The 23,842-nt window shown below is 45.6% G+C and carries 28 protein-coding genes and 1 pseudogene; 19 read left to right on the top strand and 10 right to left on the bottom strand.

The features are described from left to right. Positions 1-34 precede the first annotated feature (34 nt). Genes Q8O20_RS01040 through Q8O20_RS01010 form a run of 7 tightly spaced genes read left to right on the top strand, consistent with a single transcriptional unit; the run spans position 35 to position 6,037 of the window. Positions 35-361, top strand: a complete 327-nt coding sequence (locus tag Q8O20_RS01040; protein ID WP_304741153.1) for a hypothetical protein — start codon at positions 35-37, stop codon at positions 359-361. Further along, entirely contained in the window at positions 358-1,050 is a 693-nt protein-coding gene (locus Q8O20_RS01035) for an RNA polymerase sigma factor FliA (RefSeq protein ID WP_304741155.1), read from the top strand. Before Q8O20_RS01040 ends, Q8O20_RS01035 begins: the two co-directional genes overlap by 4 nt. Continuing rightward, positions 1,050-2,144: a flagellar motor switch protein FliM gene (gene fliM, locus Q8O20_RS01030; RefSeq protein ID WP_304741157.1), complete on the top strand. Its 1,095-nt coding sequence runs from the start codon at positions 1,050-1,052 to the stop codon at positions 2,142-2,144. The genes Q8O20_RS01035 and fliM overlap by 1 nt, the downstream gene beginning before the upstream one ends. After that, the gene (gene fliY / locus Q8O20_RS01025; protein WP_305529635.1) at positions 2,137-3,000 is read left to right on the top strand and encodes a flagellar motor switch protein FliY; all 864 of its coding nucleotides are present in this window, start codon (positions 2,137-2,139) and stop codon (positions 2,998-3,000) included. The genes fliM and fliY overlap by 8 nt, the downstream gene beginning before the upstream one ends. 3 nt (positions 3,001-3,003) lie before the next feature. Further along, the gene (locus tag Q8O20_RS01020) at positions 3,004-3,792 is read left to right on the top strand and encodes a TIGR00730 family Rossman fold protein (RefSeq protein ID WP_305529634.1); all 789 of its coding nucleotides are present in this window, start codon (positions 3,004-3,006) and stop codon (positions 3,790-3,792) included. After that, positions 3,792-4,811, top strand: coding sequence for a tRNA 2-thiouridine(34) synthase MnmA (gene mnmA / locus Q8O20_RS01015; RefSeq protein ID WP_305529633.1), 1,020 nt, complete (start codon positions 3,792-3,794; stop codon positions 4,809-4,811). The genes Q8O20_RS01020 and mnmA overlap by 1 nt, the downstream gene beginning before the upstream one ends. Beyond that, a complete protein-coding gene (locus Q8O20_RS01010) occupies positions 4,799-6,037 on the top strand; it encodes an MFS transporter (RefSeq protein ID WP_305529632.1) in 1,239 nt (412 codons plus the stop codon). The genes mnmA and Q8O20_RS01010 overlap by 13 nt, the downstream gene beginning before the upstream one ends. On the opposite strand, the gene Q8O20_RS01005 is transcribed toward Q8O20_RS01010, so the two are convergent. From Q8O20_RS01005 to Q8O20_RS00985, 5 genes and pseudogenes are all read right to left on the bottom strand, one after another. Then, on the bottom strand, positions 6,018-6,788 hold the full coding sequence (locus Q8O20_RS01005; protein WP_305529631.1) for a carbonic anhydrase: 771 nt from the start codon (positions 6,786-6,788) through the stop codon (positions 6,018-6,020). The genes Q8O20_RS01010 and Q8O20_RS01005 overlap by 20 nt on opposite strands. 42 nt (positions 6,789-6,830) lie before the next feature. Continuing rightward, positions 6,831-7,697, bottom strand: a complete 867-nt coding sequence (gene mtgA / locus Q8O20_RS01000) for a monofunctional biosynthetic peptidoglycan transglycosylase (protein WP_305529630.1) — start codon at positions 7,695-7,697, stop codon at positions 6,831-6,833. A gap of 2 nt (positions 7,698-7,699) precedes the next feature. After that, complete coding sequence (locus tag Q8O20_RS00995; RefSeq protein ID WP_305529629.1) at positions 7,700-8,317, bottom strand: trimeric intracellular cation channel family protein; 618 nt, start codon at positions 8,315-8,317, stop codon at positions 7,700-7,702. After that, positions 8,310-8,846: a gamma carbonic anhydrase family protein gene (locus Q8O20_RS00990; protein WP_305529628.1), complete on the bottom strand. Its 537-nt coding sequence runs from the start codon at positions 8,844-8,846 to the stop codon at positions 8,310-8,312. Before Q8O20_RS00990 ends, Q8O20_RS00995 begins: the two co-directional genes overlap by 8 nt. Before the next feature lie 12 nt (positions 8,847-8,858). Beyond that, positions 8,859-10,961, bottom strand: a pseudogene (locus Q8O20_RS00985) (RNA degradosome polyphosphate kinase); the annotation flags it as partial. 64 nt (positions 10,962-11,025) lie between these two features. Between Q8O20_RS00985 and Q8O20_RS00980 the strand changes: the two are divergent. The 12 genes from Q8O20_RS00980 to rplS all read left to right on the top strand — a co-directional run bounded on the left by Q8O20_RS00980 (position 11,026) and on the right by rplS (position 19,350). Next, positions 11,026-11,604, top strand: a complete 579-nt coding sequence (locus Q8O20_RS00980) for a tetratricopeptide repeat protein (RefSeq protein WP_305529627.1) — start codon at positions 11,026-11,028, stop codon at positions 11,602-11,604. Further along, positions 11,601-12,341, top strand: a complete 741-nt coding sequence (locus Q8O20_RS00975) for an NYN domain-containing protein (RefSeq protein WP_304741236.1) — start codon at positions 11,601-11,603, stop codon at positions 12,339-12,341. Before Q8O20_RS00980 ends, Q8O20_RS00975 begins: the two co-directional genes overlap by 4 nt. Beyond that, a complete protein-coding gene (locus tag Q8O20_RS00970) occupies positions 12,338-13,060 on the top strand; it encodes a Nif3-like dinuclear metal center hexameric protein (protein WP_305529626.1) in 723 nt (240 codons plus the stop codon). Before Q8O20_RS00975 ends, Q8O20_RS00970 begins: the two co-directional genes overlap by 4 nt. Positions 13,061-13,099: 39 nt before the next feature. Beyond that, positions 13,100-13,825 (top strand): zinc ribbon domain-containing protein, encoded by a 726-nt coding sequence (locus Q8O20_RS00965; protein WP_304741240.1) that lies wholly within the window; start codon positions 13,100-13,102, stop codon positions 13,823-13,825. Continuing rightward, the gene (gene waaA, locus Q8O20_RS00960) at positions 13,818-14,981 is read left to right on the top strand and encodes a lipid IV(A) 3-deoxy-D-manno-octulosonic acid transferase (RefSeq protein ID WP_305529625.1); all 1,164 of its coding nucleotides are present in this window, start codon (positions 13,818-13,820) and stop codon (positions 14,979-14,981) included. Before Q8O20_RS00965 ends, waaA begins: the two co-directional genes overlap by 8 nt. 1 nt (position 14,982) lies before the next feature. Next, a complete protein-coding gene (locus Q8O20_RS00955; protein WP_304741244.1) occupies positions 14,983-15,720 on the top strand; it encodes an RluA family pseudouridine synthase in 738 nt (245 codons plus the stop codon). 86 nt (positions 15,721-15,806) lie between these two features. Then, entirely contained in the window at positions 15,807-17,153 is a 1,347-nt protein-coding gene (ffh, locus tag Q8O20_RS00950) for a signal recognition particle protein (protein ID WP_305529624.1), read from the top strand. A 145-nt stretch (positions 17,154-17,298) separates the two neighbouring features. Further along, entirely contained in the window at positions 17,299-17,529 is a 231-nt protein-coding gene (gene rpsP, locus Q8O20_RS00945; protein WP_013459360.1) for a 30S ribosomal protein S16, read from the top strand. A 2-nt stretch (positions 17,530-17,531) separates the two neighbouring features. Further along, complete coding sequence (locus Q8O20_RS00940) at positions 17,532-17,771, top strand: KH domain-containing protein (protein WP_294894857.1); 240 nt, start codon at positions 17,532-17,534, stop codon at positions 17,769-17,771. After that, positions 17,752-18,306 carry a ribosome maturation factor RimM gene (rimM, locus tag Q8O20_RS00935; RefSeq protein WP_305529623.1) on the top strand — a complete coding sequence of 185 codons (555 nt, stop codon included), beginning with the start codon at positions 17,752-17,754 and terminating at the stop codon, positions 18,304-18,306. The genes Q8O20_RS00940 and rimM overlap by 20 nt, the downstream gene beginning before the upstream one ends. Then, positions 18,306-19,001 (top strand): tRNA (guanosine(37)-N1)-methyltransferase TrmD, encoded by a 696-nt coding sequence (gene trmD, locus Q8O20_RS00930; RefSeq protein ID WP_304741448.1) that lies wholly within the window; start codon positions 18,306-18,308, stop codon positions 18,999-19,001. Before rimM ends, trmD begins: the two co-directional genes overlap by 1 nt. Next, on the top strand, positions 18,991-19,350 hold the full coding sequence (gene rplS, locus Q8O20_RS00925; protein WP_015652941.1) for a 50S ribosomal protein L19: 360 nt from the start codon (positions 18,991-18,993) through the stop codon (positions 19,348-19,350). Before trmD ends, rplS begins: the two co-directional genes overlap by 11 nt. Before the next feature lie 76 nt (positions 19,351-19,426). Here rplS and smpB read toward each other — a convergent pair whose 3' ends face one another. From smpB to Q8O20_RS00900, 5 genes are read right to left on the bottom strand one after another with little or no spacing between them, the layout of a single operon-like run. Further along, complete coding sequence (gene smpB / locus Q8O20_RS00920) at positions 19,427-19,879, bottom strand: SsrA-binding protein SmpB (RefSeq protein WP_304741453.1); 453 nt, start codon at positions 19,877-19,879, stop codon at positions 19,427-19,429. Positions 19,880-19,881: 2 nt separating this feature from the next. Then, positions 19,882-20,649, bottom strand: a complete 768-nt coding sequence (locus tag Q8O20_RS00915) for a 4-(cytidine 5'-diphospho)-2-C-methyl-D-erythritol kinase (RefSeq protein ID WP_305529622.1) — start codon at positions 20,647-20,649, stop codon at positions 19,882-19,884. After that, on the bottom strand, positions 20,646-20,876 hold the full coding sequence (gene csrA / locus Q8O20_RS00910) for a carbon storage regulator CsrA (protein WP_294894844.1): 231 nt from the start codon (positions 20,874-20,876) through the stop codon (positions 20,646-20,648). The genes Q8O20_RS00915 and csrA overlap by 4 nt, the downstream gene beginning before the upstream one ends. Next, entirely contained in the window at positions 20,870-21,691 is an 822-nt protein-coding gene (gene truB / locus Q8O20_RS00905) for a tRNA pseudouridine(55) synthase TruB (protein ID WP_305529621.1), read from the bottom strand. Before truB ends, csrA begins: the two co-directional genes overlap by 7 nt. 6 nt (positions 21,692-21,697) lie before the next feature. Next, entirely contained in the window at positions 21,698-23,746 is a 2,049-nt protein-coding gene (locus Q8O20_RS00900) for an ATP-dependent helicase (RefSeq protein WP_305529620.1), read from the bottom strand. Between the last annotated feature and the right edge of the window lie 96 nt (positions 23,747-23,842).

Genomic DNA, 23,842 nt, shown 5'->3' with positions numbered 1-23,842 from the left:
TTTGGATAGACAGCTACGATAAGGATAAAAAGATATGCGGGGTTCGAATTTTGTCTCTTTTCTAACAGTACAGGGATTTTTTATCGGTATTGTTTTTGGGATACTTCAATCGGATTCTGCAGAGAGTTTTTTAGGATATGTTCTCCTCATTAGCCTCTTTTTTTACCTTTTTGCCCATTTATTCGTCGGATTCTTTTTTCAATCGTTGGGAGTTAAAGCGCAATCGTTTCCTAAAAAAGCGCATGAGCACAATCTCGACTTTTTTGTACGGGAAATCAATAAGCGCGAGCAGTTTATTGACGCTTTTTATATGCATAAATCAGAGTTGCTGGATGATCATCAGGGGCGGGGGAAAGTATGAGCGGTGCCAATGTTTATACTCAAGAGTTAAAACATCGTGAAGATCAACTGGCACTTCAGTTTCTTCCTGCGGTCAAAGCGATGTCTTTTCGTCTGAAAGAGCGTCTTCCTAGCTCTATCGATTATATGGATTTATGTGCTATCGGAACCGAAGAATTGGTGAAATTGGCGCGTCGCTATGATGAGGCTCAAAACGATTCGTTTTGGGGATATGCCAAAACACGGGTATACGGTGCGATGCTTGATTATCTCCGTTCTCTTGATATGGTAAGCCGCTCAAGCAGACGGCTGATCAAAGAGATCGATCATGCCATTGAGGTTTATATGGCCGATCATGACGATGAACCGAGTGATAATGAACTCTCCCTCATATTAGGGATTGAAGAAGAAAAAGTACGTGAAGCTCGGATAGCGTCGGATATTTACACCGTACTGCCGCTGGATGATCAGTTAGGAACTCCTGAAGAGGGCGGTGTTCTAGAGAGGCTGGAACATGAAGATCTGATCGAGAGTATCCAAGAAGTTTTAATGGGATTTGAAGAGCGTGAACAAATTATTATTCAGCTCTATTATTTTGAAGAGCTGACACTCAAAGAGATCAGTGAAATCGTCAATATTACCGAATCACGAATTTCACAAATTCACAAATCGGTGATTCGGCGGATTAAAGAAGCGGTAGGAGGGCAGTAATGGCAGATATATTATCCCAAGAAGAGATCGACGCCCTTTTAGACGTTGTAGACGATGAAGGGGATGGGGTCCTCGAATCGAATGACGATCCCCTGTACCAACAGCGTCAAATTACCCTATACGATTTTAAACGTCCTAACCGTGTCTCAAAAGAGCAGCTTCGCGCCTTTCGAGGGATTCACGATAAGATGGCGCGCTCTATCGCGTCACAGATTTCCGCCATCATGCGCTCCATCGTAGAGATACAGCTTCATTCGGTCGATCAGATGACCTATGGGGAATTTTTGATGTCGCTCCCCAATCCGACGAGCTTTAACGTCTTTTCGATGAAGCCTCTGGAAGGGAACGGTGTTTTAGAGATTAATCCATCGATTGCTTTTCCGATGTTGGATCGTATTCTCGGCGGAAAGGGTGAACCTTTTGAAGCTAATCGAGAGTTTTCCGATATCGAACTCTCTTTATTTGAGACAATTTTACGGGTAATGATGGGGACGCTTCGTGAGGCATGGGGACCCGTTACCGATCTTTATCCGCAGGTCGAATCGAAAGAGTCCAGTCCTAACGTTGTCCAAATCGTTGCCCAAAATGAGATTGTCGTTATGGTCGTTATGGAGATCATTATCGGGCACAGTTCCGGAATGATGAATATCTGTTATCCCGTTATCGCATTGGAACCGGTATTGCCGAAATTGGCGAGCCGTGATTTGATGCTGAATGAAACCAGTTCGAAAAAAAGCCGTAACCAAGAGTTGCAAGTTCTACTCGGTGGAGCCCACGTTAATGTTGAAGTGAATCTTGGGGAAGCAGAGTTGAGTCTCCATGAGCTTTTAGACTTAGGTGAAGGGGATATAATTCGGCTAAATATTCCGGCCGATGATGTCGTCAATGTCAGTGTGGATGGAAAAGCACGCTTCGTCGGACAGATGGGACTACGGCGATTTCGCAAATCGATACAGATTACATCCCTTATCGATACCGAAAAAGATGCGGTTAAACGGGCACTTAAAGAGTTTGAGACGAAACGTAAGGCCCGTATCAGCGGGGTTAAAGAGATGATACGCGGACCTATAGATGAGGAGGATGAAGATGAGTGATTTTCCAGGGGTATTTGCAGCCGAAGCGGTTGCCACGATTGAGGGATTAACGGGGCAGGCACCTACTATCACCCTTAAAGAAGCAGAAGATATCTCCATCATCTCTAATGTGATTCCTCCTATTGCACAGATTCATGTGAGTTTCAGCGGTGCGGCTTCAGGACGCGGGATTGTGATGATGCCTCCACAGCTGGCAACGGCATTGGGCGATATGATGCTCGGCGGTGAGGGGGAAGCCCAAGATACTATGTCGGATGAAGATATGGATGCGGCCAAAGAGATCGTTTCCAATATCGTGGGAGCCATGAGCACATCGCTATCTTCACAAAAAGAGTTGCCGAAATTTACGATTAAGCCAGAACGTGCTGAATTCATCCAAGAGAGCGGAGAGGTCAATCTTGATGCCTATGCAAAAATGTTTGTATTCACTTTTTCGCTGGGGTCTATTAACTCTTTGATGATGTTGGCGATTGATTCAACAATCAATGATGCCTTGAGCGGAGAAAAACCCTCACCTGCGAAACCGAGTGTCAGCGGAAATATTTTTGACGCTCCCTCTTCTGAACCGACGGTAAAACTTGAAGACGGAGAGATGAAAAATATCGGTTTGATCATGGGGGTCAAACTTCCTGTTCGCGTCCGAATCGGAAAGAAGAAAATGCTTCTCAAAGATGTTCTCAGTATGGATATCGGTTCAGTTATTGAGCTAAATCAGCTCGCCAACGATCCGCTCGATATCTTAGTGGATGATCATGTCATTGCACAAGGTGAAGTCGTTATCGTGGATGGAAACTTTGGTGTCCAAATCACCTCTATCGGAACCAAACGCGATCGATTGAATAAACTCAAAGGTTAGTTAATGCCTCCGCATCATAAAAAGAAAGAAAAAGAGTACCCAAGCAGCCGTTACGTTAAAGACATAAAATCGGCTGATGTTTGGAGTGTCTTTAAGATTATTGCCGACTTTGTACAGGGCTTTGATGAATTAGGGGATTTGGGACCCTCCGTAACTATTTTCGGCAGCGCTCGTGTTGATGAAAATCATCCCTATTACTTGCAAGCGATGGAACTCTCTAGTATGCTGGGTGCCCGTGGTTACAACGTTATTACCGGCGGCGGGCCGGGTGTTATGGAAGCGGCCAATCGCGGTGCGTATGAGCATGAAGATGTCGAATCGATCGGTTTGAACATTGAACTGGCATCAGAACAACAGCCGAATCCTTATATCACCAAAGGGAGAAGCTTCGACTATTTTTTCTCCCGTAAAGTGATGTTGGTCAAATACTCGATGGCGTATGTCATTTTTCCGGGGGGATTCGGAACTCTTGATGAGATGTTTGAAGCTCTAACTCTGATCCAGACCCGTAAAGTATGGGGTGTTCGACTGTTTATCATCGGGACGGAGTTTTATACGCCGCTGGTCCAGTTCATCCGAGACAAAATGCTGGCTGAGGGGATGATCGACGAAGCGGATTTGAAATTGATGATATTGACCGATGATCTCTCCTTTGTTGTTAAAGAGATTGAAAAATCGTTGATTGCACAGATGGTAACATTAGAAAAAGAGGGATTGGATGACACAAAATATTATCAAGTTCTCTCTTCGTATATGGCAGATAGAGATAAAGTTGATGAGAGCAGTATCTAATGGCTAAAAAAGTATTGATCGGTATGAGCGGCGGAGTTGATTCAACTGTTTCAACGCTACTGCTTAAGGAAGAAGGGTATGAAGTGGAGGGCGTTTACATGAAACTCCATTCCAAACCGGGCTACCATGAGATTCATCAGGCCCGTGCACAGAAAGCGGCGGACTTTGCAGGGGTAAAACTTCATATACTTGATCTTCAAGAACAATTTAATGAGAAAGTTTTTCTTCCGTTTATCGAAACGTATCGTGAGGGAAAAACTCCGAACCCCTGTGCGCTGTGCAACCGTAATATCAAATTCGGAGCAATGGTCGCTTATGCGGACAGCATCGGTGCCGACTACATTGCCACGGGTCACTATATCCGTCATGACGGACAATATCTCCTTCAAGCACAGGATGATACAAAAGATCAAAGCTATTTTCTTTTTTACATTGATCCGGCATTGGTATCGCGACTTCTGTTTCCGTTGGGCGAGCGTCATAAAAGTGATATCAAAGCGTATGCTGCGGGTATCGAGGGATTGGAATCGTTTGCATCGCAAAGCGAATCGAGCGAAATATGTTTTGTCGAGACAACCTATATGGATGTCCTCAAACCGTATGTTCCGGTAGACCAAGAGGGTGATGTGTTGAATCTTGAGGGGAAAGTGGTCGGGAAACACAAAGGGTACATGCACTACACGATCGGCAAGCGTAAAGGGTTCAATGTTCACGGTGCACACGATCCCCATTTTGTCGTTGCGATCAAACCTGATACCAACCAAATCGTTGTTGGAACACGCGAAGATTTAGAGTGCAGACGCGTCGAACTGGAGAGGGTCAATATGTTTGATAGCGCTCGTGAGTTTGAATGTGATGTCAAACTTCGCTACCGAACTACGGCGGTACGATGCTCCGTGAAAATCGACGGCGATCATGCGGTTGTCGAACTACATGAACCGGTCTTGGGTGTAGCCTCAGGTCAAGCGGGTGTATTTTACGACGGAGAAAAATTACTCGGCGGTGGGTGGATTATTTGATAACGCCGAAGCAAAAAATTGTAGCGGCTGGGATTATCGGTAATGTTATCGAGTATTATGATTTTGCACTCATCGGTTTTTTAGCGGTGATGATGGGGAATCTGTTTTTCCCATCACACGATCCTTTTCTCTCATTATTAGGCTCTTTCGGAGCTTTTGCCGCAGGGATGATTATGCGTCCCGTAGGGGCACTTGTTTTCGGTCATATCGGCGATCGGATCGGTCGGCGTTTTGCGTTGATGAGTTCGCTTGCGCTTATGGCACTTCCCACATTTTTGATCGGTTTTTTGCCTACTTATGCACAAATCGGAATATTGGCTCCGATTCTCCTTGTCGCTCTTCGGATGATTCAGGGGCTCTCTGTCGGGGGTGAATACGCCAGCTCTATTGTCTATCTGGTTGAGCAATCCTCCCCTAATCGCCAAAATCTTTACGGCTCTTTTGTCTCTGTCGGGGCAAAGATCGGGATGGCTCTAGGCTCAGGATTGTGCGGCGCGTTGCTATGGTATTTAGGTGAAGATGCAATGGGGGAGTGGGGATGGAGAATCCCGTTTTGGGTTAGTATCATAATTGCGGCGGCAGGATTGTATCTGCGCCGTAATCTAACCGATGAGTATCAGCCGAGTGAAGATAAAACCGTCCCTATTGTGGCAATTTTACGTCATCATCGCGCTGAATTTTGGCGATTTTTGAGCGTTGCATCGGCAATTTGGATTTTTTACTATACCGTATTTGTATATCTTCCTATCTGGCTTCAGGGAAGTGCGGGACTCAGTAAGGCAGAAGCGGGGCAGATCAATACCCTGTCCATTATCGTCGGGGTCATTTTTATCCCCTTGATGGCAATGGTTGCCGATAAAGTAGGTTCATTTCGGGTGATGCGGATCGCGGCGTTAGGACTTGCGATAGGGATTTATCCGCTGATGGTAGGGATGAGCATCGGCGGGTACTGGGCATCGTTAGCGGGGACGATCGTTATGGTCATCTTCTTGTGTGCATTTCAAGCACCGATTTTTGCTTCCACCGTCATGGCGTTAAAGTACCATGGGTATCGTGCATCGTTTACGGCGGTTATTTTGGGAAGTGCGGCAGGGATTGTCGGGGGATTAACCCCCGTTTTGATGACTTCGCTGGAGAAACTGAGCGGCGATCCGTACGCTCCGGCGTCTCTTATCGCCGCAACATCACTGATCGGGTGGATTGTCCTTAGACGTGTACCGGCTTAAAGAGTGATTTCATTAGAGGAAATTGCATAATTTTCTCAGGGTTAGTCTCTCCGTTGATGTTAACGATTTTAAGACGACCGTAGCCGTTGTTGAAGTCATTAGCAAGATCGTAAACGACTCCGACGATAGTAAGCTTTCCGCTTTCTACATCTGCTTTAAACTCTTTTTGTGCGTAATAGGCTTGCTGATGAACGTTGCTAATAACCGCTGAGAGCCATTTGGCCTCTTCCGTACCGCTCAGGGACGTTTTACGTACTGCTAATGAGAGGGAATCGAGTTCTTGGATGATATGCGGCCCCTCGGCAGAGTAATCACTGAGAGCCGCTTTGATGGCACCGCATCGTGAGTGGCCGACGATAATTAACAAGGGCGTATTAAGATGGCGGATTCCGTATTCGACACTCCCCATGTTGGAGCTGAATTGGTTACCGATATTACGGATAATAAAGAGATCATTTTCGGCTGTTTTATCGAGTGCATCGCTTTGGAAACGGGAATCCGAACATCCGATGATAGTTGCACGGGGGTGTTGGGAATTTTTGAGTTTTTCGAAAAAAGCGGAACCTTGGTGGTTGACGTAATAATCGTTTTGAGAGATTACTTCGGCAAACATTTTATTCGCCATTTCCTGTAATTCTTGGGTGTTTGGAGCGCTATGGTGAGAAGCCGATGCGCCATGCTCGGTTGATGAAGCTAATGCCAGCGAGCCGGTAGTGAGGGCAAAAAATTTGAGAAACGTCCGTTTGTTCATTTGGTTTATCCTTTGTACTAAGTAGGATAGTGTACCATAAAATTAAAACGTCAGTGAACCATTTCCCTCTCCCGTTTCTTCACTCACTTGCGGAGTTTCCGTCTCGACTAACGGGGTCTCTTCCGGAGCGGTTTCGCTAAATAAACCGCTGATGCTTTCGTTACTCTCTTGGGTCATACTCTCTTCGGCCTTCGGAGGAGTCATCACCTCTTTAAACTCGGGGATAACGACTCCTCTGCGTTGCATAATTTTATAGATAATACGGGAACGGTTTTTGACGTATCTTTGATCTCCGATCGGGCTGTATTTGATCGGATTCGGGAGAACGGATGCCAAGCGAGAAGCCTCACGAGCAGTGAGCTTTTTAGCACTTTTTCCATAGTAATGACGTGCCGCCGCTTCGATTCCGAAAATTCCGTCTCCCCATTCGGCAACATTGAGATAAATTTCCAAAATACGGCGTTTGGAGAGGGTGTTTTCGATACGCCACGTGATAATTGCCTCTTTGATTTTACGAACAGGATTTTTGCTCGGAGAGAGATAGAGATTTTTAGAGAGCTGTTGACTAATAGTGCTTCCACCCGCCACAACCCCTTTTTTTAGACTTCGCTCGATAGCATTTTCCATCCCCTTAACATCGAATCCGTCGTGATTCCAAAATCCGTCATCTTCGGCGATTAAAACGGCTTTGATAATGTTGGGAGAGATTTTATTCATACTGACCCATTGGTGCTGAATCTCTTTATCACGATTTTGCTCCGCCCACTCCTCCTGGCGATACTCCATAAATGCCGTAGGGACAGGGTTAATCTCTTTTAAATCGGAAATAGTGGGGTAGAGGAAGAAACGGCCGATATCGATAACTCCTCCGAGGATGAGAAGCAAAAAAACGAGTTTAAAAGTGCGCATTGTTAATCCATATTGAGTGTAGGCAGATGCCATTGTTTAGTGTAAGCGAGAAGCCGTAAAAAGATTGCAAATCCCGCAACCGCTGCAACCCCCCATGTGTTAATTAGATCCATTTGGGCTAAAAGAAGGAGTAAAACAGAGACGATGATCGCGATGGAGCCGTAAAAATCACTGATTAAGACAGAGGGGACTTGGTTGATCATTGTATCGCGTAATACCCCTCCCCCGACAGCCGTGAGAAAGCTGAGTATCATAACGCCGAAAAAATTAAACTCAACTTCGATTGCGAGTAATGCTCCCGTAATACTAAAAGCGACCAAGCCGATGGTATCGGAGATGACAAAAAGCCACTGACGCTCAATTTGCTCACGCCGATAGAGACGAAAAATAAAGGCTAGTAGAATGGTGCTCATTACCGTGATTGCGGGATAGTATTCGTTGAAGGCAAACGGAGTACGCCCTAAAATAACATCCCGTACTACACCGCCGCCGAGGGCAGTGAGAGAAGCAGAGATAATCAGACCGAGGAGGTCGAGTTTATTGCGTACGCCGACCAAAAACCCGCTCAATGTGAAGGCACAAATACCCAGTATATCGGCAGCAACGACAAGATCAAACATTGGGAGAACGGTAATTTTCTTTAAAACTCACATACCGTGCAGCCGATGCGTAGAGTTCGGCGACCTCTTCATCGGTAAGCTCTCGTACTACTTTCGCGGGGCTTCCCATGATGAGTGAGCGGGGAGGAAAGACTTTGTTTTTGGTTACTAACGCTCCGGCTCCGACAATCGACTCTTTTCCGATCACCGCACCATCGAGGATAGTTGCAGACATCCCGATCAGACAGGCATCTTCTATCGTGCAACCGTGGAGCATAACGCGATGTCCTACCGTAACATCATTGCCAATAATCGTCGGGTAGCCATCCGACATATCATCGCGTTTGTGGTGGGTAACGTGAACCATACTTAAATCTTGAATATTGCTTCGATCACCGATAGTGATAAAGTGGACGTCACCGCGTACGACACATCCGAACCAGATACTGACATCCTCTCCCATCGATACCCGCCCGATGACATCGGCAGAGTCCGCTATCCAAACGCGCTCTTTCATCTCAGGGGTGTAGTGCAGATAATTTCCGATCATCAAATATCCTTATCAGCTCTCTTTAAAGAGTCGTGCCGTGAGTTGCTGCACGTAATTGGGAGCATGTTTTTTGACCGAATTATACACTTTGTTGGTATGGGTTTCAACGATCTTGTGGCTGTCGATCAGATTGCCGGCTTCATGGGTTACTTTGACATAACTGCCATCATTTTGCAACTCGTAGGCCAATACGTTATCGGAACTTTGGAGCTGCAGTATTTGAAGCAGTTTATTCGTACTCTCTTCACCGCTAATCGGTGTGAGCAACTCAATACGGCGCAGCAAATTTCTCGGCATCCAGTCGGCACTGGAGATATAGGTCTGCGGAGTGGAGTGTTTAAAAAAGAAAATACGTGCATGTTCGAGATATTTTCCGATGATGGAGATGACACGGATATTGTCACTCATACCCGGTATCCCAGGGCGTAAGCAGCAGACACCGCGAATAATGAGCTGGATTTTTACCCCTGACTGAGAGGCTTTATAGAGTGCTTTGATGATATCTTCATCGACCAGTGCATTCATTTTTGCGATGATGACCCCTTCCTCTCCCATACGGGTCTCGTTGTGGATCAGCGAGAGAATTTTTGGCTTGATCTGAGTCGGTGCCATATAGAGTTCGTTAAGCTTCCCTTTTTTACTGAATCCGGTTAAAAAGTGAAAGAATCGAGTGAGATCATAGGTGATCGCATCATTGCTGGTCATATAGCTGATGTCCGTATAGACGGTTGCGGTAGAGGGGTTGTAGTTACCTGTCCCTAAATGGGCGTACTGTTTGACCTTTCCATCCACACGGCGTGTGATGAGAGCCGCTTTGGCGTGAACTTTGAATCCGGTAATACCGTAGATAACGTGCGCTCCTGCACTCTCTAGTGCTTTTGCCCATTGGAGATTGTTCTCTTCATCAAAGCGAGCGCGCAGTTCCACCATAACGGTGACTTGTTTGCCCGATTCGGCAGCTGCGATCAAGGACTGGACAATGACCGATTTGGAACCGGATCGGTACAGTGTCATACGGATAGAGACGACATCGGGATCTTTTGCCGCTGTTTGTATGAGTCGTACCACCGGCTCAAAACTCTCAAACGGGTGGAAAAGAACGAGATCTTCTTTATCAAGAATGGTATAGAGACTCTCATCCGAATCGAGAGGGGGGAGATTGCGCGGCTTAAAGCTCGGAGTTGTGAGATGGGCAAAATCTTTGTTTCCGACCACTTGCCAGAGGGCACCGAGATTAAGATAGGTTTGGAAACGGTAAATATCGTCTTTAAAAACATTCGCATGGCGGTTAAAGAAGTTGAGGAGATCATCATCGGCATGATTACTGAGTTCAAGCCGTACAATCTCCCCTTTTTTACGAAGTTTTAACCCCTCTTCGAGGATCTCCATAAAATCATCCGCTTCCTCTTCTTCGATCGCGATATCGGCATTTCGGGTGACTCGGAAAGCAGAGAATTTAATCAGTTCGTATCCGGGGAAAAGGTCTTGGATATGTTCAGAAACAATACTCCCGATCGGGACATAGATACGGTTGTCGATGTCGACAAATCGAGGGAGAACACGCGGAATTCGGATGAGACCGTAGCGCTCAACACTCGGCTCATCTTTATCACGCAGTTTGATGATTTGGCCAAAACCGAGATTGTTGAGGTGCGGGAAAGGGTGGGTGGCATCGATCGCGATAGGGACGATAACCGGATAGATATTCTCTTTGAAATAGGCATCAAGGTAGTGACGTTGTTGCGCTGTCAGCTCTTTATAGGATTTAAAAAATATCCCCTCTTTTTCAAGACGTTGCATAATACCGAGTAAGCACTCTTCGACAACCCGTTGTTCGTTATGCAGATACGTACGAATTTCACGAAGTTGGTGGAGGGGTGTAAAGCGATCTGCCCCCGAAACATTGACCCCTGCGCTGAAGAGTTTTTTTAATCCCGCCACGCGGATCATATAAAATTCATCCAGATTGGTTCCGTAAATGGCCAAAAATTTTAGACGTTCAAGAAGTGGTAAGGACTCATCCTGTGCCTGTTGTAAAACACGGGTGTTGAATTGGAGCCATGAAAGCTCGCGGTTGATATAAAGTGCTGGATCTTTGTAGTTATTAGGCATAGTTTCTACCGATTTTGGTTTTAAGTTAACGTGATTATATTATACTTAGGTTTCAAAAGGAACACTAATGAGCACTTTTCAGATTTTAATGTTTGCCGCAACGCTTTTTTTCGCCTATCAAATCTATCGTCATGTCCAAACGCTAGAGGATTCCAAAGCCCCGGAGAGTGAACTGAGTGCGACGGAGCCTTCTGCTTTAAATTTGGTTGAGGAAGCCGACAACGCGTATGAAAAAGGGGAGGTTGATAGCGCCAGAGGATTTCTTGAAGAGGCGTTAGCTCTCGATCCTGCAAATCCCGAAATTTTAAATAAACTGGCATTTATCACTGCAAAAACGGGTGATCGGCTTAAAGCGATAGAGCTGTATGAGCAATCGTTGGAACTGGATGAGAACGATGATCTTACCCATAACGCTATCGCTTCGCTGTACCGCGCCGAAAATGCGTATGAACATTCCCAAGATCATTACCTCAAAGCGATAGAGATTGATGCCTCGTACGCGCAGACCTATTATAACTATGCCAATCTTCTCGTGGATATGGGAGAGATTGAAGAAGCGCGGAATATGTACAAGCGTGCGTTAGACCTACAGAGCGACTTCCCGCAGGCACGTGAAGCACTCTTGTCGTTGGGGAGCTATCAATGATTGATGATCAAGCACGCCTCGCCGTTTTAATCGATGCAGACAACTCTCAGCCCTCTATCATCGCAGGACTTATGGATGAGATCGCCTCCCACGGTATCGCCAGTGTAAAGCGGATTTACGGGGATTGGACCGATACGAAACTTAAAGGGTGGAAAAACGTCCTTTTAGAACACGGTCTCCATCCGATGCAGCAGTTTGCCTACACGACGGGGAAAAATGCGACCGACAGCGCGATGATTATCGATGCGATGGATCTGCTCTATACGAAAAACTTCGACGGATTTTGTATTGTCTCCAGCGACAGCGATTTTACCCGACTTGCCAGCCGTATCCGTGAATCGGGGATAAAAGTATACGGGTTTGGGGAGCAAAAAACGCCTAAAGCGTTTATCGGGGTGTGCGATAAATTCATTTTTACCGAAAACCTTCGCCGCGATGCTAATCATAAAGAACCTACCGCTACGAAAATCAAACCGGATAATAAAGCTCTGTTGGCCTTGGTACGCAATGCGGTCGAGGACACGACCAACGAAGCGGGATGGTCGTATTTGGGCTCTATCGGGCAAAATCTGATCAACAAATCTCCCGAATTCGATCCGCGCAGTTACGGGCATAAAAAACTTCTAGATTTGATTGAGTCCTTAGGAGAGTTTGAGTTCAAATTTTCCGATCCCCTTTCAGGCTCACAGGCAGTTCATGTTCGACTCAAGCGGCATAAAAGGAGTTATGAAAAATGACGGTACGAGAGATTTATACCTATCTTGATGAACTCTCCCCTTTCGTAATACAAGAGGGATGGGATAACTCGGGACTTTTGGTCGGCGATTTCGCCCAAGAGATTACCCATGTGGTACTCAGCATCGACATAGATGAAGAGTTGATCGAATCTATACCTGAAAATGCCCTTTTGATTACCCACCATCCGATCATTTTCGGCGGACTCAAACAGCTCCAATTCAACCAATATCCCGCAAAAATTCTGGCACCGATGATTCGGAAAAATATTACGAATATTGCGATGCACACCAACTTCGACCAAACCCATCTTAACGACTACGTTGCGACAGAGATTTTGGGATACCCCATCATTGCCAAAGAGGGATTTGTAGCCTACCTAGGGGTTGATGAAACGTATGAAACGTTTGCCGCCAAGATTAAAACGGCATTTGGATTGCCTCATACGCGCGGGGTGAAATGCCACGATCATATCCGAACCTGCGCTTTAGTGACCGGATCGGGTGCCTCGTTGATGCGAAATATAGAAGCGGAGTGTTTTTTGACGGGGGATATCAAATATCACGATGCAATGGAGGCCAAGGCACTCGGTTTATCGATGATTGACATCGGACACTATGAAAGCGAACGCTATTTTGGCGAGGTTCTAGGGGGGTATTTGGAAAAATTAGGATTGAGTGTTATAATTTCACCATCTAAGAACCCCTTCACCTATCTTTGAGCTAAAATTAGGTAATCGTGTAACTCCAAAAGGAACCGTATGAACAAACACCTTGAACAATTAATCGAGCTCTCTCATGTTGACAAAGAGATCGATGCGTTTGAACCGCAAATCGAAGAAGCAAACCTTCAATATGACGCTCTTCTAGCAACTAAAAACAGTATCATCAATGAAATCAATGCTCTGAAGCAAGAGATTAAAGACGAGCAGCTCAAAAAGCACAAAAATGAGCTTCATTTAGCTGAACTCTCTGCGAAACTCGAAGAGAACAGCCGCAAAAGCGGTGAAGTTAAAACAGAACGTGAAATGAAATCACTTCAACTTGAAGAAGAGATTGCAAAAGAGCAAGTAAGCTTTGCGAACGAAGAGATTGAACGTTTGGAAAAACTGATCGATCACAAGCAAGGTAAAATTGACGAACTTGAAACAAAAGCCGCTGATATCGAAGGGACTCTTTCAACCGTTAAAGCCGATGTTGATGTCAAATTGGCACGTATCGATGAAGAGCGTAAAGAGGTATTCGGACGTAAAGAGACATTGGTCGGTGCGATGAACCAAAAAGGGTTATCGTTTTACCAAAAAATCCGTCGTTGGGCAAAAAATACAACGGCTGTTGCGGTACGTAACCAAGCGTGCATGGGTTGTTATATGGCCATCAGCGATAAAGTGTACTCTGACGTTATCAAAGGTGAAGAGATCACAATGTGCCCACACTGCGGCCGTATCTTATTTTTAGAACCGACTTCTGACGCTATCGGTGCGTAACGTAGCGTTCGACCTTTTTTATACTTTGGTTGCGGCGTTATTTTACGTCGTAACGCTTCCCCTTTTAATCCTCTTTTCGTTCAAGAAAAAATATCGCGATTCGATTCCGGCACGATTTTTTGGCATCAAGAATCCTCCGTTTCAACCTCATGATATTTGGTTTCATGTTTGCTCGTTGGGAGAAGCGAAAGCGATCGCACCGCTTCTGGAAAAGTTAGAGAATAAAAGGGTTGCTATCAGCGTCATTACCCATACGGGATATGAAGCGGCATCCAAATACGTCGCACAGGTACGCTATCTTCCTTATGAGCTATGGCTATGGTTTTGGATTGAACGTCCTAAAACGGTAGTGGTACTTGAAGCGGAGTTTTGGTATCTGCTGTTTCGTTTAGCGCGAACCAGAGGCGCGCGGGTTATCGCCCTCAATGCCCGTATCAGCGATCGGAGTTTTCCGAAATATTACCGGATGCGGTGGTTTTATCGGATTTTGCTTTCGCAATGTGACCGCATTTTTTGCCAAAGCAATGAAGATATGGTTCGCTTTATCGCATTAGGTGCCCGTAATGTTGAAGTGGTCGGGAATATCAAACTTGCCCAAAAGATCGAGGCAAGCAAGCACTATTCTAAACCCGAGGGGACGATCATCGTCGCCGCAAGTACCCACGAGGGAGAAGAAGAGGGGATTATCAGTGGATTTGTCGCCTACCGCGAGGATAACCCCTCTGCCAAACTTTTAGTCGTTCCGCGCCATCCCGAACGGTTTGCCAAAGTGGGAGAATTGATTGCAAAAACGGCTCCGATGATGAGTTTGTCACGTTGGAGCGAGTCGCAATCACTGGAGAATGATATTGTCCTTATCGATGCGATGGGAGAGTTGAACAATCTCTATGCGATCAGCGATGTGGCAGTTTTAGGGGGGGCATTTGCACCTATCGGGGGGCACAATCCGCTCGAGCCTGCGACATTCGGGTGCAAGATTATCAGCGGTGAGGAGATGTTTTTACAGCGTGAGCTGTTTAAATACGTCTCGCATGTACAGTTTACGTCATTGGAGGGCATTGCGGAAGCATTAAAAAATGCGGAAACATTGCCCCCTTCACAGATCAATGGAAGTGTTGATTTGCAAAAAGTATTAGATTATTTAACGGAGAAATAAAATGGAAAAACCAAAAGCGTATAAGCTCCTAGCGGAGCAAGAGGGAATATCCAACTCTGAGGCCAAATCACTGATCGATCGTGGTTTGGTTTATGTCGGAAACAACAAGGTGATGATCGCACGGGGTGAGATCAGTCCAAAGACGATTTTTATCGTCCAAAAAGTGGAAAAAGCACGTCCGATTTTTGAGAATGACGATTTAATCGTTATCGATAAACCGGCGTTTGTTAACTCGGATGAAATCGAGCGACAGTTCAAAGGCTCACAGCTTCTTCACCGACTTGACCGTGAAACGAGCGGCGTTTTGATGTTGGTAAAAAACGAAGAGTTTCGTCTCAAAGCGATTAGCGAGTTTAAAAAAGACAATGTTTACAAAGAGTACGTGGCATGGGTAGAGGGATTGGTCAGTGAGCCGTTTGTTATCGATCAGCCGCTCATTACCGAGAAAAAAGGGAACAAAGCCTATACCAAAGTGGCTAAAAAGGGCAAACCTGCGATTACCGAAGTGACTCCGATCGAAGTTTCGGGGAAAAAGACCAAAGTACAGCTCATTATCCACCACGGACGTACACACCAAATTCGTGCTCACCTAAAATACGCCCAGCATCCGATTATCGGGGATGAGAGCTACGGCGGACGACAGTCGAAGCGGGTAATGCTTCACGCTAAAAAAGTGACATTGCTGGGACAGACATTTGAAGCCCCTGAGCCGAAAGTATTTGGACATTTCGGTAGTTGATCAAAGATACAAAGTGTCATTAAAGTAAAAATTTAGTATAATTCGGAAATTTTTATACCCTGTAGAGCTATTATTTAGGAGTTGAAGTGTTTGATACACTAACCGAATCGTTTACATCAGCCATACGCAAAATCCGTTTTCACGACGATGAAAAGGCGTTAACCAAGGCACTCGGCGAGCTAAAAAAAGCGTTGCTCAAAGCCGATGTAAATCATAAAGTCGTCAAAGACCTTATCGATTCGGTCGAACTCCAAACTAAACAAAGCGGTATCGGGAAAGACCAATTCCTCGATGCGCTTCGCAAATCATTGTATGCCCTTTTGGATGTCAAAGGTAAATCAGGATTTGTCTACGCTCCGGTATCTCCAACCGTTATTTTGATGACGGGTCTGCAAGGTTCGGGTAAAACAACAACGACGGGTAAGCTTGCCAACTGGCTTAAAACACGTCAGAAGAAACGGGTATTGGTTGTAGCGGCAGACTTACAGCGTCTTGCGGCGGTTGAGCAACTTCGTCAAGTGTGTGCTTCTATCGAAGTAGAACTTTACGCGGATGATGCAAGTAAAAATCCTGTTGATGTGGTCAAAGCGGCACTTGAGCACGCGAAAAAAGCACTGGTGGATGTCGTATTGATCGATACGGCCGGACGTTTGGCGATTGATGATGAGTTGATGGGCGAATTGGCGGAAGTGAAAGCCGTTGCCAATCCGCATGAAATCTTCTACGTTGCCGACTCACTATCGGGTCAAGACGCGGTTCGCACCGCAGGTACATTTAACGAGAAAATCGGTATTGACGGGGTCATCCTCACTAAATACGACGGTGATTCCAAAGGGGGCGTTGCATTAGGTATCGCTTCCCAGATCCAAGTACCACTTCGCTTTATCGGAGCGGGTGAAAAAATGGAAGATCTCGAAATCTTCCTTCCTGATCGTATCGTCAACCGTCTTATGGGATTGGGTGACATCGAAGGTCTTGCTGAGCGGACTGCATCGGTTATTGATGAAAAAAGAGCGAAAGCCCTTACTAAAAAGATCAAAAAAGGGGAGTTCAACTTTAACGACTTCCTAGAACAGATGGAGAGCCTCAAAAAAATGGGGAGCATGAAATCCATTATGGGTATGATCCCCGGTATGGGCGGAATGGCCTCTGCGCTTAAAGATTTCGATTTGGAAAACTCTAGCCAGCTCAAACAGATCAAAGCCCTCGTTTCATCGATGACGGTGAAAGAGCGAGAAGATCCTGAGCTCTTAAATAACAGCCGCAAGGCTCGTTTGGCAAAAGGGTGCGGACTTGATATTATCGAAGTGAACCGTATTTTAAAACAATTTAAAAATGCCTCTAAAATGGCAAAACGGTTCTCGGGTAAATCAGGGATGAAAGACCTTCAGAGTATGATGGGTCAAATGCAAGGTGCACGTTTACCGCGTTAACTTTGCCAGCACAAATGCTAAATACTGCACTCGTTATGAGTTTAGTCTTTAGCATTTGAAGAAGCTTAGAGGTTTTTCTTTTACTTTTGTGGGTAAAACACTCTTCTAAACTTCTTGGTGCAAAACAACATTTAAAGGACACACAATGGCAACAGTCATCCGTTTAACCCGTATGGGTCGTAAAAAACAACCTTTCTACCGTATCGCGGTAACCGATAGTCGCAAACGTCGCGACGGCGGTTGGATCGAATTGATCGGGTACTATAACCCAATGACAGACCCTATCACTACCAAAGTAGATGAAGAGCGTCTAAACTACTGGTTGAGCGTTGGTGCTCAAATGTCAGACCGCGTTAAAAAAATTACCGGTAAATAATGATGGTTGCGGACTTCGTCGCAGGTTTTGCTAAGTTAATAGCGTCTTATCCCGAAGAGATTCGGGTAGAGTCTAATGAAGGCGACGAAGTGACCGAAATCGTTTTGTACGCTAATCAAGCGGATGTAGGCAAGCTAATCGGAAAAGAGGGCAAAATGATCGGTGCGATCAAAACTGTCATCTCCGGTTGCAAAGCCAAAGACGGAAAAAGTTACCGAATCAATGTCGAACCGCTTTCGTAATTCACCTCCGCAGGATTTACTCCATGTCGCCACTTTGGGCCGAGTTGTCGGCTTAAAAGGGGATATGAAACTTAATCTCTCCACCGATTTCCCTGAACAATTCGCTCCTAATGCCTCATTCACCCTTGAAAACGGTAAAGAGATCACTCTCGTCTCTTATAATCCTGATCGTGAACTGGTTCATCTCAAAGGGATCGATTCTCCTGAAGCAGCCAAAGCACTTACCAATGCAAAACTTTTCACCACTTTTGAAGCGACGCGTGAGCGTTGTAATCTGGGTGAGGGTGAGTTTTTCTGGTTTGATTTGCTCGGCTCCAGTGTTATGGAAGGTGAGATACTTTTGGGCAGCGTTCAAGAGATTGAACGTATCGGACCATTGGATTATCTATTGGTTGCTACAGAGGCTTCTTTGGTTTCCAAAGAGCTTCCTGCTACCTTTTTAATCCCGTATATTGATCGTTTTGTTTTAAACGCTGATGCAAAGGGTAAAGTAATCACCGTAGAGGGCGGATTGGATCTGTTAGAGGCATCCTAATGCGCTTTACGTATGTAACGATTTTTGCCAATCTGATCGAAGGATATTTTCAAGACTCTATTCTCAAACGGGGGATCGAATCGGGTAAATTTTCAGTCGATTATCTCAACCCCAGAGATTTCAGTACCTCAAAACATCATAAAGTGGACGATACCGCTGCAGGCGGCGGTGCGGGAATGTTAATGACGCCTCAACCGTTGTTTGATGCTCTTGGGTCACTGAGTGAAGATGCTCACATCATTTTTGTGGCACCGGTAGGGAAACAATTTACCCAAAACGATGCCAAGCGTCTCGCAACAAAACCCCATGTAGTTTTTGTGAGCGGACGCTATGAAGGGATCGATGAGAGGGTGGTTGAACGCTTTGGTGATGAAGTGTTCAGCATCGGCGATTACGTCCTTACCGGAGGGGAACTTCCCTCTTTGGTGATGACCGATGCCATCGTTCGAAACATTGAAGGTGTTTTGGGAAATAGTGAATCATTGGAATATGAGAGTTTCGAATCACCACTCTTAGAGGCACCTTCATTCGGAAAACCCCCTGTTTATGAGAATATGAGTGTTCCATCAGAATACTTAAAGGGAAATCACAGTAAAATTCGTGCACTAAAATCGTCTCTGTCTGAATGCAAAACAAAATACTTCAGACCGGAGCAGCTTCAAAAGCATAAAATAAGGACATCTTATGAAAAATAAGTACATTGCAAGTTTCGAGCAAGCACAAATCGCTAACAAAAACGTTCCTGAGTTCCGCGCGGGTGATACACTTCGTCTTGCTGTAACCATTACAGAGGGCGAAAAATCACGTGTTCAAAATTATGAAGGTATCTGTATCTCTATCCGTGGAGAAGGTACTGGTCGTACTATTACTGTACGTAAAATCGGTGCTAACGGTGTCGGTATCGAGCGTGTATTCCCAATCTACAGTGACAGCCTCGAGAAAATCGAAGTTCTTCGCCGTGGACGTGTACGTCGTGCGAAATTGTTCTATCTTCGTGACCTTGCCGGTAAAGCAGCACGTATTAAAGAAATTCGTCGCAAATAATCCCTCTTGCCGCTCATCAGAGCGGCAAACTCATCATTTACTTCCCAAAACCTTTTTTATCTGAACAAGCCTAAGATTATTCCCCTTTTAATGCCCGTTCCATATCCCGTTTGAGACTTTTCTCTTTCAAATCATCCCGTTTATCATAGAGCTTTTTCCCTTTAACAATAGCCACTTGCATTTTGGCGAGGTTTTTATCGTTAAAATAGATACTGAGCGGTACAAGGGTAAACCCCTCTTTCTCAACCGCTTTAAACATCTTGTCGATCTGTTTTTTGTGCAGAAGCAGTTTACGGCTTCCCCTCTCTTCGTGGGTGTAATAGTGGTGGGTGGTATCGAGTACACCGATATGGACACCGAATACAAACGCTTCACCCCGAACGATTTTGATGAATCCGTCTTTGAGGTTGACCCGTCCGGCACGGAGGGCTTTGACTTCAGACCCTTTGAGGACGAGACCCGCTTCGAATTTCTCTTCGATGTAGTAGTCAAAAAAAGCTTTTTTATTGGTGGCTATATTTTCGCCCATAGTTATTGTTCCTTGATCCTAAAAAAACTGCTTCCACTTCCTGAGAAAAACCATCCCTCTTTTTCTTGCAGCTGGGGATAACATCCTAACGCGGCACTGTACAGATCGTTTGCCTCTTTTGAGTTAACGGTGGCCAATATCTCAAGTGAGGGGGTCGCTTCGAGTCGTGAAACCTCTTCGGCTGTGATGGGGGCATAACGGTGTTCACGATAATAGCGGTAAACGGCTGGGGTGCTGATTTGAAGTTTAGGGGTAGTTACTTCAAAATCAATCAACGGTTCATTGTAGGGTTCGACAATCTCGCCGATGCCGCTGACGTTGGCACTTTCATATCCGTAGACGAAGAAAGGGACATCTGCACCGACGGATGAGCCGATCCTTGCTAGCTCTTCGACACTTAGCCCTAATTCTAGCTCTTCATTGCACATCGCTAAAAAGGTTGCGGCATCGGAACTGCCGCCTCCGAGTCCTGCAAACGATGGGATCTGTTTATCAACACAAATCGCATGATGTTCCATCCATTGTGAGAGGGTATCGGAGTGGGTAGCGGCGAGGAGATATTTGTACGCCTTGTAAATGGTGTTGGAGTGGACTTCGCAGTCGAAATTTCCCCGTATTTCGAATTCTGGGGTCGATTTAGACTCAAACCAAAGGGTATCAAAAAGGGTGTTAACGCGCATAAAGCGAGAGGTTAGAGTATGGTATTCTCCCCGTATCCCGGTGATTTTGAGAAAAATATTGACTTTGGCGTAGGCACGATATCGGATCATAATTTTAATTTTTGTGCAAGTTGTTGGAGAAGTGACGTGTCATGACCCAGCGATGCTTCTTTGTTTGAATCTTCGACGGCTCGAACCAATTCACTTCGCAAGACCCGAATGTTGTGAGGTGCATCAATACCGAGTTTAACCACCCCTTTTTCGATGGAGACCACTTTGACAGTGATCGTATCGGCGATAATGATTGATTCTTCGGCTCTTCTGGAGAGAATCAGCATGCTTCAACCTTATTGAGAATATAACGGACACCCTCAGGGGCAATCTCCAGAATCGAGATCGTATCTCCGTTGTCGATCCAGTAGATTCCATCCTCTTGAAGATCGAAATCTTCGCGCACCAGAGGTTGTCCTAATAGGATCGTTTGTATTGTGCCATTATAGCGGTTTTTAGGGAGGGAGAGAGAGTTTTTAATGTCAAGTTCTCTTTCGTTTTCATACACAAACTGCCCCTCATTAAGTCTCTCAAGTGCGCTAAGTGCGCCACTGACACCCAGCCCAGCCGCAATCATCTCCCCCAGAGAGCGGATATATGTACCCTCGGATACGGTTGCTTCAAAGGTGAGAAAGGGATGGCAGTAGTGGCAAAGAGTGAGATCATAAATGGTGGAGGTGATTGCTCGTAAATCGACCTCTTTCCCCTCACGAGCAAATTCATACGCCCTGCGCCCCTCTATCCGTTTTGCACTGTATTTAGGAGGGAGATAGGTAAGCTCCCCTTGCAGTGAGTGGAGGATGGATTGCAGTTGCTCTAGCGTGGCAGGTTGTGTCTCCTCTATCGTTTCGATCTTCTCAATATCGAGCGTCGGAGAATAAGCACCCAGCCATAGGGTTGCACGGTATTGCTTGGGTGTTTTGTTGAGAAAACGAAACAATCGTCCATGATTTCCGAACGCAATGATTAAGACACCTTTGGCAAATGGATCGAGAGTTCCGGAATAGCCCGCTTTTTTTATCTTATAGCGGCGTTTGAGCTGACCTAAGAGTTGGTTAGAGCTAATACCGGAGGGTTTATAGGCTACGAAAAGGCGATTCATAGGCAATTAGAGCTTTTCGACGAAAGAGGCGAGAATATCCCGTTTATTGCCGCCGAAATTGATGCTGAGTTTAAATTCGCGCCCCGCTTTACTCACCCCCTCAACCCGTCCCGCTCCGAAGATTTTATGGCGAACCAAATCCCCTTTTTTATAGGAGGTATTTTTCTCCAAAATCAATGACCCTTCACATAATCCCGCTTCGTTGATAAAGCGGCTTTTTTGAAGTTCGGTACGTCGTCCTTTATAGAAACGGCTGTTGACATTTGAGAGGGTAAGGTTGCTTTTGGCGCGGGTGATAGCGACGTACCCTAGACGTCTCTCCTCTTCAAGGTCACTTCCATCACCGATAAGCGGTAAAAATCCCTCTTCCAAACCGATGACGAAGAGGTGTTCGAACTCCAACCCTTTGGAAGCGTGGATGCTCATAATGTAGATGCTCTCACCCTCTACCTGATCTTGTTCGCTCTGCAATGTAATATCATTCAAAAACTCAGCGAGCGAGCTTTCGGGATTTTGTTTGACATAATCGCGAAAGAGTCCGTAAAACTCGTCGATATTGGCGATTTTCTCCGCTTCATCGGGAAGACCTTTTAGGGTCTCTTTGATTTTGAAACGCTCTTCCAAAAGATCAATAAAACGGTAAATCGCCTCTTCCGAAACACGGCGAAGTTCGAGAATCTCCGCCACAAAATCACGCAGCTCGCCGGCACTTTTTTTTCGTACCAGCGTTTCGAGATCGCTGTCACTGAGGGTAGAGATAAATTCAAACATTGATTTGCTAGCTTCGATAGAAGAGAGTTCAATTTTATCAATCGTTGCTTTCCCCAGACCCCGTTTCGGTTTGTTAATGATCCGTTTTAGGGAGAAATTATCATGGACATTGGTGATGACCCGCAGGTAGCTGATGAGATCTTTGATCTCGGCACGATCATAGAAGCGTAAACCGCCGACGAGTTTATACGCAACACCGGCACGGTTCAGCCCCTCTTCGAGTGATCGGCTAAGGGCATTGATTCGGTACAGTACAGCGATTTCATTCGGACGAACTCCGCTAGAGATAAGCTCTTTGATAGACTTTGCAATCTTTTTGGACTCTTCACTCTCATCGTTCGAGGTGATCGTTTGAACGTCATCACCTCCCTCTTTGGTCGCGAGGAGTGTTTTCCCTAAACGGGAGCGGTTATGTTCTATCAAGGCGTTGGCGACGGTGAGAATCGGCTGAGTGGAGCGGTAGTTGTGTTCTAGTTTGACCACCATAGCATCGACGAAATCTTGATCGAATTCGAGAATATTGCGCACATGCGCGCCGCGCCACCCGTAAATACTCTGATCATCGTCTCCGACGACACAGAGGTTGTTGTGGGTAGAACAGAGTTTTTGGAGGAGTCTGAGCTGGAGCTCGTTGGTATCTTGATACTCATCGATCATAATGTATTGGTATTTTTCAGAGGTCTGAGTACATAGATCAGGATTTTCATCGAGCAGTTTAAAGGTTAGGCAGAGTAAATCGTCAAAATCGACGAGATTGTTTTTCAGAAGGTACGCTTCGTACTCTTCATAGATTTTTGCGATATGTTTGTAGTTGGTGAGTTCGGCTTGGGTATACGCTTCGGCAGGGTCAATGAGGGAATTTTTATAACGAGAGATTTCACTCGCGATCAATGCGGTAGGGAGATCGGCATTGATTTTTTTGATGATTTTCTTTTTATCATCGGTATCGATAACAACGAAATTATTGGCACGCCCCAGTAAATGGATATGAAATTTTAAAAATAACAGGCCGAATTTATGAAAGGTACACAACAGGGGGGGAAAAGAGTTCTGTGAGATCAATCCCATCGCCCGCTCGCGCATCTCTTTGGCCGCTTTGTTGGTAAACGTGAGGGTCAGGGTATTGCCAGCAGGTATCCCCACGTGATCGAGAAGATAGGCAAGACGGGTAGTGATAGTTTTGGTTTTTCCGCTTCCCGCACCTGCTAAAATGAGCAAAGGGCCATCGATCCGTTCGACTGCACTGCGCTGCGCTTCATTGAGGTTTGAGAGAATTTCATCCATACCGTTATTGCCTTGCTTGTATTAATAGTTAAATTATTATAGCCCAACTTTTCTATTATTTAAATTCCTTGAGGCTTGGAGAGACAAACGCTATAG

It is taken from the genome of Sulfuricurvum sp., from assembly GCF_030691015.1.
Taxonomy (GTDB): domain Bacteria; phylum Campylobacterota; class Campylobacteria; order Campylobacterales; family Sulfurimonadaceae; genus Sulfuricurvum.
Note: the sequence above shows the minus strand (reverse complement) of the source record. Positions and strands in the feature narration are given on the sequence as shown.

Excerpts from the sequence above, each read along its gene's own strand:
- Q8O20_RS01040 (WP_304741153.1), top strand. The coding sequence starts at position 35 with ATGCGGGGTTCGAATTTTGTCTCTTTTCTAACAGTACAGGGATTTTTT.
- Q8O20_RS01035 (WP_304741155.1), top strand. The coding sequence starts at position 358 with ATGAGCGGTGCCAATGTTTATACTCAAGAGTTAAAACATCGTGAAGAT.
- fliM (WP_304741157.1), top strand. The coding sequence starts at position 1,050 with ATGGCAGATATATTATCCCAAGAAGAGATCGACGCCCTTTTAGACGTT.
- fliY (WP_305529635.1), top strand. The coding sequence starts at position 2,137 with ATGAGTGATTTTCCAGGGGTATTTGCAGCCGAAGCGGTTGCCACGATT.
- Q8O20_RS01020 (WP_305529634.1), top strand. The coding sequence starts at position 3,004 with ATGCCTCCGCATCATAAAAAGAAAGAAAAAGAGTACCCAAGCAGCCGT.
- mnmA (WP_305529633.1), top strand. The coding sequence starts at position 3,792 with ATGGCTAAAAAAGTATTGATCGGTATGAGCGGCGGAGTTGATTCAACT.
- Q8O20_RS01005 (WP_305529631.1), bottom strand. The coding sequence starts at position 6,788 with ATGAACAAACGGACGTTTCTCAAATTTTTTGCCCTCACTACCGGCTCG.
- mtgA (WP_305529630.1), bottom strand. The coding sequence starts at position 7,697 with ATGCGCACTTTTAAACTCGTTTTTTTGCTTCTCATCCTCGGAGGAGTT.
- Q8O20_RS00995 (WP_305529629.1), bottom strand. The coding sequence starts at position 8,317 with ATGTTTGATCTTGTCGTTGCTGCCGATATACTGGGTATTTGTGCCTTC.
- Q8O20_RS00990 (WP_305529628.1), bottom strand. The coding sequence starts at position 8,846 with ATGATCGGAAATTATCTGCACTACACCCCTGAGATGAAAGAGCGCGTT.
- Q8O20_RS00980 (WP_305529627.1), top strand. The coding sequence starts at position 11,026 with ATGAGCACTTTTCAGATTTTAATGTTTGCCGCAACGCTTTTTTTCGCC.
- Q8O20_RS00975 (WP_304741236.1), top strand. The coding sequence starts at position 11,601 with ATGATTGATGATCAAGCACGCCTCGCCGTTTTAATCGATGCAGACAAC.
- Q8O20_RS00970 (WP_305529626.1), top strand. The coding sequence starts at position 12,338 with ATGACGGTACGAGAGATTTATACCTATCTTGATGAACTCTCCCCTTTC.
- Q8O20_RS00965 (WP_304741240.1), top strand. The coding sequence starts at position 13,100 with ATGAACAAACACCTTGAACAATTAATCGAGCTCTCTCATGTTGACAAA.
- Q8O20_RS00955 (WP_304741244.1), top strand. The coding sequence starts at position 14,983 with ATGGAAAAACCAAAAGCGTATAAGCTCCTAGCGGAGCAAGAGGGAATA.
- rpsP (WP_013459360.1), top strand. The coding sequence starts at position 17,299 with ATGGCAACAGTCATCCGTTTAACCCGTATGGGTCGTAAAAAACAACCT.
- Q8O20_RS00940 (WP_294894857.1), top strand. The coding sequence starts at position 17,532 with ATGGTTGCGGACTTCGTCGCAGGTTTTGCTAAGTTAATAGCGTCTTAT.
- rimM (WP_305529623.1), top strand. The coding sequence starts at position 17,752 with ATGTCGAACCGCTTTCGTAATTCACCTCCGCAGGATTTACTCCATGTC.
- trmD (WP_304741448.1), top strand. The coding sequence starts at position 18,306 with ATGCGCTTTACGTATGTAACGATTTTTGCCAATCTGATCGAAGGATAT.
- rplS (WP_015652941.1), top strand. The coding sequence starts at position 18,991 with ATGAAAAATAAGTACATTGCAAGTTTCGAGCAAGCACAAATCGCTAAC.
- smpB (WP_304741453.1), bottom strand. The coding sequence starts at position 19,879 with ATGGGCGAAAATATAGCCACCAATAAAAAAGCTTTTTTTGACTACTAC.
- Q8O20_RS00915 (WP_305529622.1), bottom strand. The coding sequence starts at position 20,649 with ATGATCCGATATCGTGCCTACGCCAAAGTCAATATTTTTCTCAAAATC.
- csrA (WP_294894844.1), bottom strand. The coding sequence starts at position 20,876 with ATGCTGATTCTCTCCAGAAGAGCCGAAGAATCAATCATTATCGCCGAT.
- truB (WP_305529621.1), bottom strand. The coding sequence starts at position 21,691 with ATGAATCGCCTTTTCGTAGCCTATAAACCCTCCGGTATTAGCTCTAAC.
- Q8O20_RS00900 (WP_305529620.1), bottom strand. The coding sequence starts at position 23,746 with ATGGATGAAATTCTCTCAAACCTCAATGAAGCGCAGCGCAGTGCAGTC.